The sequence below is a fragment of the Dethiosulfatarculus sandiegensis genome, assembly GCF_000931935.2.
In the GTDB taxonomy this organism is placed as follows: domain Bacteria; phylum Desulfobacterota; class Desulfarculia; order Desulfarculales; family Desulfarculaceae; genus Dethiosulfatarculus; species Dethiosulfatarculus sandiegensis.
Map to the genome: position 1 here is coordinate 1 of NZ_AZAC01000036.1, position 11590 is coordinate 11590.

Annotated in this window: 10 protein-coding genes; all 10 read right to left on the bottom strand. The window is 51.6% G+C overall.

Translation table 11 applies throughout. From position 1 onward, the window contains the following. Window positions 1-306: 306 nt before the first annotated feature. Window positions 307-810: a hypothetical protein gene (locus X474_RS19220; RefSeq protein ID WP_052515416.1), complete on the bottom strand. Its 504-nt coding sequence runs from the start codon at window positions 808-810 to the stop codon at window positions 307-309. Window positions 811-1338: 528 nt separating this feature from the next. Continuing rightward, on the bottom strand, window positions 1339-3483 hold the full coding sequence (locus X474_RS19230) for a CHASE2 domain-containing protein (protein ID WP_052515417.1): 2145 nt from the start codon (window positions 3481-3483) through the stop codon (window positions 1339-1341). 3 nt (window positions 3484-3486) lie between these two features. After that, window positions 3487-4443: a M48 family metalloprotease gene (locus tag X474_RS19235; protein WP_052515418.1), complete on the bottom strand. Its 957-nt coding sequence runs from the start codon at window positions 4441-4443 to the stop codon at window positions 3487-3489. Then, the gene (locus tag X474_RS19240) at window positions 4440-4916 is read right to left on the bottom strand and encodes an SH3 domain-containing protein (protein WP_156360839.1); all 477 of its coding nucleotides are present in this window, start codon (window positions 4914-4916) and stop codon (window positions 4440-4442) included. The genes X474_RS19235 and X474_RS19240 overlap by 4 nt, the downstream gene beginning before the upstream one ends. Window positions 4917-4941: 25 nt before the next feature. Continuing rightward, window positions 4942-6447, bottom strand: a complete 1506-nt coding sequence (locus tag X474_RS19245) for a mechanosensitive ion channel family protein (protein WP_044351233.1) — start codon at window positions 6445-6447, stop codon at window positions 4942-4944. A gap of 358 nt (window positions 6448-6805) precedes the next feature. Next, window positions 6806-6997: a rubredoxin gene (locus X474_RS19255; RefSeq protein WP_044351237.1), complete on the bottom strand. Its 192-nt coding sequence runs from the start codon at window positions 6995-6997 to the stop codon at window positions 6806-6808. 277 nt (window positions 6998-7274) lie between these two features. Next, window positions 7275-7730 carry a GNAT family N-acetyltransferase gene (locus tag X474_RS19260; protein ID WP_044351240.1) on the bottom strand — a complete coding sequence of 152 codons (456 nt, stop codon included), beginning with the start codon at window positions 7728-7730 and terminating at the stop codon, window positions 7275-7277. Between the two features lie 146 nt (window positions 7731-7876). Beyond that, on the bottom strand, window positions 7877-9364 hold the full coding sequence (locus tag X474_RS19265; RefSeq protein ID WP_044351241.1) for an aldehyde dehydrogenase family protein: 1488 nt from the start codon (window positions 9362-9364) through the stop codon (window positions 7877-7879). Window positions 9365-9442: 78 nt separating this feature from the next. Then, window positions 9443-10021 (bottom strand): amino acid synthesis family protein, encoded by a 579-nt coding sequence (locus X474_RS19270; protein WP_044351242.1) that lies wholly within the window; start codon window positions 10019-10021, stop codon window positions 9443-9445. 64 nt (window positions 10022-10085) lie between these two features. Next, on the bottom strand, window positions 10086-11240 hold the full coding sequence (locus X474_RS19275) for an amidohydrolase family protein (RefSeq protein ID WP_044351243.1): 1155 nt from the start codon (window positions 11238-11240) through the stop codon (window positions 10086-10088). Between the last annotated feature and the right edge of the window lie 350 nt (window positions 11241-11590).

Consider the following 11590-nt stretch of genomic DNA (forward strand, 5'->3'; position numbering starts at 1 on the left):
AAAATATCTTACGTTATCTTTTTATCAAGTACAGACAACAAGGCTTGCATTACCAAACATGAAACGGTTAACCATCCATTTTAATAGTTTTAATATGTTTAGAGAATAACCCCATCCGGCAGAGATGCATGGTTACGATTGCCATGAATTCAAAAACCTGGTTATTTCTTAAACTAAAGGGATTTTTATGGATATACCTGCTTAACAGTCCCCTATATAAGGAGCGAATCACAGGGAAGATTTTGACCGGTTTTCAGGAAACAGCAGTAATTCAAGGCTGATCACTTAGGGGAAACAGGATCACCCTCATATTTTCTTTATTTCCTCGTAATATTTTTCCGCGCATTCAGGGCAAACCCCATGGCTGAATCTTGCCTTGGAATGGGTGCTTATATATTCTTCCACCTTGCGCCAATAGCCCTGGTCATCACGGATTTTCTTACAAAAAGAACAAATGGGAATAATGCCTTCCAATTCTTTGACCTTGGTCAGGGCCTCTTCCAATTCCCGTTTTTGCCTTTCCAGATTTTCAGTTAATAAGTGTAGTTCCCGATTGCGACGCCAAGCATAAATACACATCAAAGCGCCTGCGAAAATAGCCGTGGCAAAGAGTTCGTCAACCTCGAATTGCTCGTAATCCCTACTAAAATAATACACATGTTCCAACGGATCATAGAAAAGAGATCCAATAAAAAACAACCCACAACAGAAGGCAAAGATCAACAGATCCCTGTGGGAGTTGCGCTTTATTTGATTGATGTCAATTAGCCTAATTTGATGGGTTTCAGTTGGACGGTCGAGGTCAGGCATTAACGGCCTTCTTTCTTTCCCAAAAGCCTTAACAGGCAAAATTGATATGGGGCGGCACTATCTTTCAGCCTAAGATAACATACTGTTATCACAGCTAAAAAGATAAAAAACGTCGCAGACCTCAAGGGGTGTAACTGCATCAAGCAGGTATCTTTTGCCTTTTTAGTATAGCTGGTCTGAGGCGTGAGCAATATCATAAAAACCCATTTGAGCGGTGCGATTTGATTAGGCCATTCGGCATCCGTGTTTAACGAAACGACTAAATCCAACAGCTGACACTTTCCAAAAGCTTAGCTTTTTAATAACCCATCATACTCGAAAACGACTCAACCCAGGCCGTTGCTCCAGGCTTCAGACCTTTCGACACTTAGCAAACGTACAGCCTGGCCGAGGATTGATTTGGGTCCTTGCAGTCAGTTGTTTATACCAGGGGGAGAATCTATTTTAGGCGTAATGGGTTCTTTTTGCCGCAAGCACAAAACAATCTTCTCATGAAAGGTATAGAGGCAAAATTATATGCGAAGTCAGCTATTTATTAGTCAAGCTCCAGACACCGTCCCAGGCGTCCGGAGATTTATCCGGGAGTTGGCTTAACTTTTTAACATAGGCATTGGCCGCTGGATCTTGTTCTATGCCTTGAAAACAATGTAAAGCCGCCTGCCAGTCCCTGTTCTCCACCAGGTCAATACCTTGAGTGAATATCTCCATCTCAGGGCTCAGGCCCTGGCCTGCTTCACCCAAGGGCTGATAAACCGTTACAGCTTCCTTTCTACCCACCACCTTAAGCCGCCCCAGTTTCCTGCCGCTAAGTTCTCCCCTGGTCTGACGCCAGGTTTCCTCTGACACCATCAAGGGAGTGCCGAAAACCTTGTTGGCCCCTTCCAACCTGGAAGCCAGGTTGGCGGCGTCCCCCAAAACCGTATAGTCGAAACGTTGTCTGGACCCCATGTTGCCCACCACCACGGGGCCAGTATTTATGCCGATGCGAGCCCACAAGACGCGGCCAAGGCGTTTTTCATATTCCGACGCCCTTTGCAAAAGCCTTTGGTTGCACTTAAGGGCTGCCCGACAGGCGGCCAAGGCATGATCAGGCTGGGAAAGGGGTGCGTTCCAAAAGGCTATGATGGCGTCACCCTCGTATTTATCCAGAGTACCGCCTGCCTTCAGGATAAACTCACTCATTTCAGAGAGATAGTCATTTAAGAGATGGGTCAGTTCCTGGGGGTCCAGGCCTTCGGAAAGAGAGGTGAACCCCGCCAGGTCACTGAAAAAAATTGTAAGCTCCCTGCGTTCACCTCCAAGGCGGAGCTGATCCGGGTCTTCCAATATGCGTTCAATTACAACCGGGCTGAGATAATGGTTAAAGGCCTTTTTTATGAAACGCTTTTGCTCTCCCACCAGCGCCAGGTTCAAGAACACAACTCCCAATAAAACCAGAAGCACTCCCACCTCTGCCACCATAACCGGCCACCAGTAGCCCAGGGGATAGGTTAAAAACCCTCCGAGTATGGGTAAAGGGAGTAAAAAGGCAAAAACAACTACGCTATGTCTCACCGCCTGGAAAAGGCTGCCTGCAAAGGCGGCGCCCAGGCAAAGCAGAAAAACCCAGGCCGCCACTGCCCAGGTCGGTGGTTTTCTAATAAAATCGCCGGTTATCAGGTTATCCAGGGCGGTGGCGTGTATCTCGACCCCGGGATACACCGCCGAAACCGGGGTGGCCCTCATATCATGCAGGCCCGGAGCGGTCAGCCCGAAAAACACATAGCAATCCTTAAACACCGATGAATCAGATATGGTGGGCCTTTGTCCCTGTAAAAGACGCAGTTCAGACTGGATTATCGAGGCTGCGGAAAACTTCTGATGAACCCCGGGCCCCCCCCGAAATCTCAAAATAGCCCTCCCCTCTTTATCAAGAGGAATGCTCTCTTGCCCAAAAACAAGGCTGCTTGCCTTTAGGGCCACAGCCTGATCGGAAAGCGCCGCATAGGCTGCGGCGCCGAGGCTCAAAACAGCCTGATCAAACACCCCTTTAACCAGGGTCACCCGCCGCACCACCTGGTCCGGATCAGGATTTTCCGCCACATTACCCAGGCTCAACATGTTTTGCCCCAGGGTTTCAATGGGCAAAAGCACCCTCTTGCTTTGCCTGGAATTGGAGCCTTGCAGCCATTTATTTTGTCCCTTGATCTTAGGCAGCCTCTTTTGAGCCCAGTCCGGCCAAACGGCACTGCCGCTCTCCTTGGTGAGCATCAGGGCTCCGGCGACTTTCCGCGATTTGGCCATTACCCGGGCCAGGGCCTGGTCATCACCGGCCAGGCTCGAGGCCTCGGTAAACAAAAGGTCAAAAATAACCGCTTTGGCTCCGGCCTTGGTGAGGTAATCGATTATATGGATATAGGCCTGCCTGGGCCAGGGCCAGCCCAGGCCGCTGAAGCGTTGAGCCCAGTCCAGACTGGCCTGGTCCAGCACCACCACTTTTATTTTCTCGCTATTAGGGCCGGGTTCGGCCCAAAATTGAGCCCGCCAGTCCCAGGTAACCCTTTCCCAGGGGGTTAAAAGGCCTGCCTGCCAAACAGTCAAAACCAAAATGCTTATAACGCCGCCCAGCAAAAGGCTCCGCCAAACGGTTTTGCGGACAAGCCTTAAGAGCCAGTGGGGTAGTGAAAGGCTCAAGGTCTAGAAGCCCCTGCTTGCCAAGGCGAAACGGTTGATCCTGGCCTGGGGAGCGGCAGGCTCATCGTCGGTCTGTAAAAGGTCTTGTACAGACTCCACCCTGTCCAGAGGGTCGGGATGGGTCTTTGCAAAACCCGTACTCTGATCAGCCAGGGCAGTTTTCATCTTGCGCAGCATGCTGGTAAGGGCCTGGGGTGGATAGCCTGTACTGGTCAAAATCCGCACTGCCGCCTGATCCGCTTCCAATTCCTGATCCCTGGAATAACCGCTTACTAAAAGGGTTTTGGTAACATCGCCCACAGACTCCCCAAACAAGCCTGTCAGCTTTTTCAGCTCCGAGTTGCCGAATTCTTGCGTTCCTTCTTTAAGTAAAAGCCCGCCCAACTCAAGCATGCGGTTTTGCTTGATGGCGCTCAGGCCATGCCTGTTTTGCACATGCCCTATTTCATGGGCCAGTACAGCGGCCAGTTCGGCCTCTGATCGGCATATCCTCAACATGCCCCTGGTGACCATGATAAGACCGCCGGGTGCGGCAAAGGCGTTGATCTCATTACTGTTCAAAATCTGAAAATGATACCCGCCATAGGTCTGGGGCATTTGGGAGCACCCGGCCAGGGATTGCCCCAAAAGGTTTAAATAGGCGTTGGCCAGGTTATTATCCCAGGAGGGATATTTCTTTAAAATAACCGCGGCCACGCCTCTGCCGAGAAAATATTCCTGCCTGGGGGTGAGATCTTGGGTGGCCTTTTGAGTGGAATCGGCCACCTTTTCAGCGGTTCCCAAAATTTTATTCGCGTTTTCAAGGCCGCTTTTTATGCTGTCAAACAGATCCAGGCAGACAACCTTTCTTGGTACATCCGCTTTGGGTAAAAAACCCGCAGCCGCGGCCAAAAAAACACAGGAAGCCAGACAAGCCAGAGATTTAACAATCATTTTTTTCCGGGAGAGATTCTTTTTCATTTATCTTCTCCCGGCTTGAGCCCGCCTTCAGCCAAAAAGCCGGCCAATTCTTTCTGTTTGAAGTTGAACCGGGCCTCCATCTTATCCACCTTTTTGTAATCCCCTTTGCCCTGTGCCCGGTATTTGGCTTCAACCTTTTTGTTAAAGCCTTTGCCTGCCAAGGCCAGTTCCTCTTTGTCCGGGGTGATCTTGGCGTCTGCCTGGCCCGGATTAAGGCTTACGGTCTGCGCGGTCAAGGCCGAGGCATGCATCCAGCCCGGGGGAGTTTCAATGCGATGCCAGCCGTTTTCCTCTTCAAGCGATTCAACTTTCCGGCCATAGGGAATTTTCTTAAGCAGGCGGGCAAAAAAACTCGGCTGCTCCATGAGCTTGCCTTCTTTTACCTGTACGCATAATTCCAGGGCCAGGACGGGCGGCGCGGTAAAACAAAGCACTGCCAGGCATAAAAAAAGCCCGTGTAAAAACTTTTTCATTATCCGTTTTCCTTTAAAGATTCCATCAGGAAACACCAAACACTCCCTTGATTCGCCCCAGGATGGCGCTTACCCTGCCCTCTTTGGTCCTTATCTTCTGCTGGGCAAACATGGCTTTTAATTCCGCATTTTCACTCTGGCGGCTTTCAACCAATCCGGAAAGGTGTTCCAAAAGGCCGCCGTGCTTTTCAATCATATCCTTAAAAAGGCCGGGACTGAATTCAATGATCTCCGAATCGTCTTCAAGCTGCACAGTGGCGTTTCTGGGCTGTCCCAAAAGAAGCGACATTTCGCCAAATATATCCCCCTGATCAAGCGTGGCCACCATGTGTTTTTCACTGGAGCCCGTCCCGGCCAGGACCTTTGCCCTGCCGCTTATGATCATGAACATGGAGCGGCCGGATTCCCCTTGCCTGACCAATATCTCCCCGGCCCCGTAGGTGCCGAGCTTAAGCCTGCGGGCGATTTCCCAGAGATCATCCGGCGGCACGGTCTCGAAAAAAGGAACCCTTTCCAAAAGCGGCATGATCCGCCTTATGTTGTCCTCCATGGCCTTTTGGGGAGCCTTTTGCGGGCTGGGCCTGTGCAGTGTGCGTATGGGGAAGGGTATCTCTATTCCCCTTCGCTTGAACTGATACCAGATAAGGGTGTTTATCTGATCCCTGATCTGCTCAAGTTTATCGTAATCCCTGATCCATACGTTTAAGCGGTAACTGATCGATGAATCGCCGAATTCCTCCAGAAAGACACTCGGCGCGGGCGAGGTCAGGACCAGGGGGCAGTGCGAGCCTGCGGCCAGCATGGCGTTTTTCACCTGATTGGGGGGGTGCCTGTAATGCACCCCCACAGTCAAGGTCACCCGGTGCAGTTTGTCCGGCAAGGTGTGGTTCAAGATAGTCTGCTTCATCACCTCTGAGTTGGGCAGGAGCACAAAGTCGCCATCCCGGGTCTTCAGCAGGGTGCGACGCCAGGTGATATCCACCACCTGTCCTTCCAGGTCATTTATATGTATCCAGTTATCCCTTACAATGGGGCGTTCCACGCCAATTACGATTCCCGCCAGAATGCTGCCCAAAAGATCCTGTGAAGCCAGGCCCACCACAAAGGAAATCACAGCCGATGTGGCGACCAGGGAAGTCACATCCAGGTCAAGGCAGGTCCTTAAGATCACCAGAGCGGAGATAAAATAGGCGGCGAGTATGCCCGCTTTGCGCAAAATAGGCGGGACATGACGCTTTCTAAGATGCACCAGAAGATAGCCTACAAAAAAGCCATCGATAATATGGATCAAAAAAACCAGGCCGGTGAAAATATACAAGGCCCTGCCATAGGGGCTTGTCTTTTCGGCCCAGCCGAGCGGCATTTGCCAAAGCGACAGTTCAAAGGCAAGGCTTAAACCCAACAGGTAAAACGCAATCCTGAGGCTTTGGAAAAACAAGGCCTTTCGCCTGAGCACCTCAATTGAGGCGATAACAGCGCCCAGGGTCAGCAAAGGCAAAAAAAGCCAGAGATAATTGTCTACTTCAGGCAAATCCCACGTCCCCTTGGATCAGATGTTTTTTGGTCTTGCCGGGCGCTAAAGGGCCTCATTTGGCCTGCCCGGGCCGAGTACTTGAAACATTTCAGCCAATAATAACAAACCGTAGAAAAGGCACAAAGCAAAAGCAGGCCAAACAGGGAAAATCCCCAAATTCCGTCTTTAGAAAAATGGATGCCAAGTTTTAAGAGGTGCATTTTAAGAATGGCATAATCCTGAGGAAAGGTTCAGGCAAAAATGCCCCGGTCTCTGAAGATCATCTATTCAAATATTACAACCGGGCGCCCAAGGTCAAAAACCAGGCTGCCCGATTGCAAGGTTTACCTATGGAAACTTCACATACGGGGCGGGGTTATTGGTTTTGTTCCGCCAGGCATTTGAAGAATTTTTTACCAACACCGCAGGAGGGGCATTTGAAGTCCTCGGGAATATCCTCGAACTTAACACCCTTGGCCACTCCCTTTTTCTTACAACCTTTGTCAGGGTTATAGATATAGCCGCACTGAGGGCCCTGGCATTGGTACATCTCTTCGGTTTTGGCCATGTCAACTCCTTAATTTTACATAATAATGATTATGATTACTAAAAATAGATTAAATGTAAAACCACGATTAAGCAAGCGCCTGATATTAAATACTAGCCATATAAAAGGAATAATTAAAAGCCACTTGTAAGCGGGGCGAACTTCTCCGTCAGGTCAAACCTAAGGGAAGAGTAAAAACCCGTTAAGGTAAGCCTAAAACATTCTTATGTATTTTTATATAGTTATCCAATTAAAATTAAAACTTAAGAAAATACTTTAAAAATCAAAACCGGTAAAATTAATAATCAACCGAAAGGCGCAGCATGTCCTTGAGCTGAATGCCCTCTTCGTAAATGGGCTCTGGGTAATTGGTCAGGAAAAAATCCCTGTCCACTTTATAAACCCGGAATCCCTGTCTTTGGTAAAAGGCAAGCTGGTAACCAAAGGTGCCGGTTCCCACTTCCAAGCGCCTTGCCCCGGATTCACGGGCAAATGAAACCGCATGCTTGAGCAATGCCGTTCCCACCCCCTTTTTTTGAAACTCGGGCAACACCGCAATGCTCATCAGTTCATATGAACCTTGTACAAGGGGTTTCAGCACATATGCGCCTATGGGCTTTTTATTATCCAAGGCCACAACACATTTGGACTCTTTAAGATAGCTGTTCAGTTTTTCCAAGGAAGGATCAGCCAAAAGAAGCAGATCAACCGGAGCTTCCTGCCAAGGGAGCTCTACTATAGATATGTTTTTCATTTTTCCTGTTCCCCCCAAAAACTTTATTCGCAAACAATTGTTCATTCACTTAACCATGCTTGTTTCAATTATTTATACTCACAAAAAAGGCAGGCCGCCTTTGAAAGACGGCCTGCCGGTTTAAAGCAAATCTTTTGCCTAAACCATCACACCCAGCGGGAGGTGACGGTCTTCTCGTCCAAAAAAAGCCTCATGGAGGCGTAGCGGGACTTGGCATTGCCCAAAAAAGACTGTTTTTTGGAGGCCAGGGGGAAGAAGGAATAAGGCTGGGGCACAGCCACGTTAACACCGATGTTACCGGTCTCCATTTCCCTGATGAATTTCCTGGCCGCCTTATTGTCCGCGGTCATGATGCAGGCCGAATGGCCCTGGTCATAATTGGCCTTGTTGTGCCATTCAATAACCTTGTCCAAGTCATTGAAGCGCATCAGGCAGGCCAGCGGGCCAAAGGACTCTTCTGTGGTGACTTCCATCTCCGTGGTGACATCTTCAAAAATGGTGGCTCCCACAAAATAGCCGTCCTTGCACTCCGCCGGTACGGTCTCGCGACCGTCCAAGGCAAGTTTTCCGCCTTCGGACAGGCATTTGTCTATCCAGGCCAGGGTCTTCTCCATGCCGTTTCTGCTGGCATGGGGGCCAAGCTCCATGCTCTCGTCCAGACCATAGCCTATTTTCATGGCCTTGGCCGCGGCCACGAATTTTTCCTTCATCTGGTCAAAGACCTTTTCATGGACCAGCACATTGTCCGAGCCCAGGCAGCGCTGGCCGGTCATGCCAAAGCAGGCCCGCAAAAGATATTGCGCCGCAATATCCAGGTCCGCATCCGGCATGATAACCACGCAGTTCTTGCCGTTTCCGTTTAAGGATGAGGATTTGCCCAGCTCGCCGCAAGTCTTGAAAAGGGCCTGGCCGGCGGCTGTGGAGCCGATAAAGCCCACCCCCTGCACCTCGGGTTGACGCAGGATGAAATCATTGATCTGCCTGCCGCCATGCACCAGGTTGATCAGGCCCGGGGGCAGATTCAACTTTTCTATGGTCCTGGTGATATACTCGGCCGCCACCGGGTCCTGACGACTGGGGCTCACCACAACAGAGCAGCCCGCGGCCAGTGCGTAGGGCACAAAAGAAGACCAGGCATGCATGGGGATATTACCCGGTGTCACGATAAGGAAAATTCCCAGGGGCTCATAGATCAGATACTCGTCAATGCCGGTGGCCAGCTGATCGATATGCTCGTTAAGTTTGGGCATGGCATAGCAGGCGGCGCAGGCGCTTTCTATGTTTTCAATCACCCTGCGCACAGATCCCCTGGACTCACCCATGGTCCGGCCGTGATCCTGGGTCAGGACGCGGCAAAGTACGTCATAGTCCTCTTCAAAGGCCTGACGCATATCAAACAAAGTCTTGGCCCGCTCGCGCAGGGCGATTTCGTTCCAGGCCTTGAATCCGCGCTGGGCAGACTCTACCGCGGCCCTGGCTTCATCCCGGGTGGCGGTGGGATACTCGGCAATGGGTCGGCCGGTGGCCGGATTGGTGGTTTCCTGCACCTCGCTGGAGGCGCTCTCCACCCACTGGTTGTCAATGTAAAATTTCAGTTTGCCGTAATGGCTCTTTACTTCCGGCAAGATTGCCATGGGTCTTTCTCCTGTGTACGCCTTGAAAGGCCGCTTTCCCCCGGCCCGAATAAGGCCGGGGGACGTTTGGGGTCTTTGTTATCTCAGTCCGTCTTCATACTTGGCTTCATCCACAGTCAAGCCGCCAACCCTCGGCAAGGGACGGCCTGAATCGGTGACCACCAGGACCACCATCAGCTCATCGTCTGCCGGTGCGTCCGCCAGGCTCACGGTCATGCCGTCAAAATGCGAGCGGATAAAAGCGGCGTCTTTGTGGTTCAAAGGCACGTCAATGGGGCATCCGGCCGGTCCGCGTTTTTTGATGGAAGGGATAAGGGCCAGGCCCCTGCCCAAGGCTTTGCGGAAAGGCCCGCCGAGTTTGGGATGCATGATCGCCGCGGCGTGCTCCATCTCGCCCTTAAGCCCCACAATGCAGGCCTTGCCATAGCTTTCGGCCTTTTCCGGGCCTATATTCAGGGCTTCGAGGCATTTTTCGCCTAAAAGGGTGCCGAGCTCGGCCCCGTTATCCATGAGCTCTGTCAAATCTTCCTGATATTTACCGGCAAAGGGGTTTTTAATAACCGCGATGGCGGCGGCTTTTCTGGTGGGGGGATCCACCTTCTTGTCCATCTCGGTCATGGTTTCTTCAACAAAGGTGCAGAGTTTGCGGATCTCCATGGTGCGTCCTTTCCTGGTGCAAGCTTAGGCCCTTAAAAATACGGGCCGAACAAATCAAAACCTTTTACAGAACCTTGGCCTGGCGTACGCAGGGCGGGGTGTTTCTGCTCTTGGTCACCACCACCTCGCCGTCGACCATCACAATGGAGACACCAGGGGTGTCGCCTTCCTTAAGGGCCTCAAGCACATCCTTGCCCGGTGAACCCATGGGGGTGTCCATGAATACCAGGTCCGCCTCCAGGCCCGGTGCGATCATGCCCCGGTTAAGGCCGTAAACCTTGGCCGTGTTGCCGGTGGCTGCGCAGACAGCCAACTCGGGCGGCATCTCGCCAAGGCTGGCCAGCCAGCTGATATTGCGCAAGATGCCCAAGGTGACAATACCTGTGCCCGAAGGAGCGTCGTTTCCAAGGATAAGGCGGCCGGGCTGGTTCTTTTCCATAAGCATGCTGGAAACCTGGGCCGCTCTTTTGACGTTGCCGCACTGCACGATCTCAAAGGTTGCGTCGGATTGATCGACGATGAGTTTGGCCTCTTCTTCGCTCACCGCAGTGGGGCCGCCGTTTATGTGGGAAACCACACTGGGCTTGACCGCGAGAATCTGCTCCGCCCCAACCACCGAAGAGCCCGGAATAGAGGTGCCGCCGGTGTGCATCTGCACCACCATGCCTCTTTCCTTGGCCCAGGCGCACATCTCGGCCGCCTCGGCCGGTTCCTTTACCGAACCCAGGCCTATTTCCCCGATCACCCGGACACCGGCATCATAACATTCGTCAAAATCCTTTTCCGTGAGGCCTTTTTCCAAAATAAGCGCTCCACCGAGCACCTTCATGCCGCCGGGACGCACATTGGCCCAGGACTTGGCGGCCAATATGGCCAGGCACTTGGCTCCGAGCGGATCTTTGGGCCTGCCGGGCAGATGCACCTCTCCGGCGGATATGGAGGTGGTGACGCCTCCGTGCAGGGAAGAATCCATGAAATCCAGCATGCGCTGTCTGGGAGAAAAGTCGCCGAGCACCACATGGCAATGGGAGTCGATAAGTCCGGGGGCAACCGCGGCGCCCGCCGCGTCAATGACCTTGGCATCTGCGGGAGCAGATAGCCCCTTGCCCGTTTCCTTGATTTTGCCGTCTTGGATCAGGATGCTGTCCGCATCCAGGATGGGTTTTTCATAATCGCCTGAAAGCAAAAGGCCCACGTTTTTAATTAGAACCGTCTTCATTAGCCTTGCAAACCTCCCTTCGGGCCGAACGGCCGGACAAGCCGGCCCCTGACCGATGATCCAGCGGGCCTGTTTGGTCCACCGAAGAAGTCGTGAACTTAAATATCTGTTAAGCCGTTTAAGAGGCCCGGAAATGCCCGCCCAAACCAAAAGGGCCCGCGCCTTTTTCAACCCTTTGTTCAACAGCAGGGCTTATAATGCCTAACATACTGTTTCAAAGGACTTTTCAGGTACAAGTTCTAAGCCAAGACAAACAGGAATCTATTGCAAACAAGTTCTGCCGATTAATTAACTCGGTATTGACAGATAAACTATAGCTTAATTTTCTCAGGATCAACAACAAAAAAATA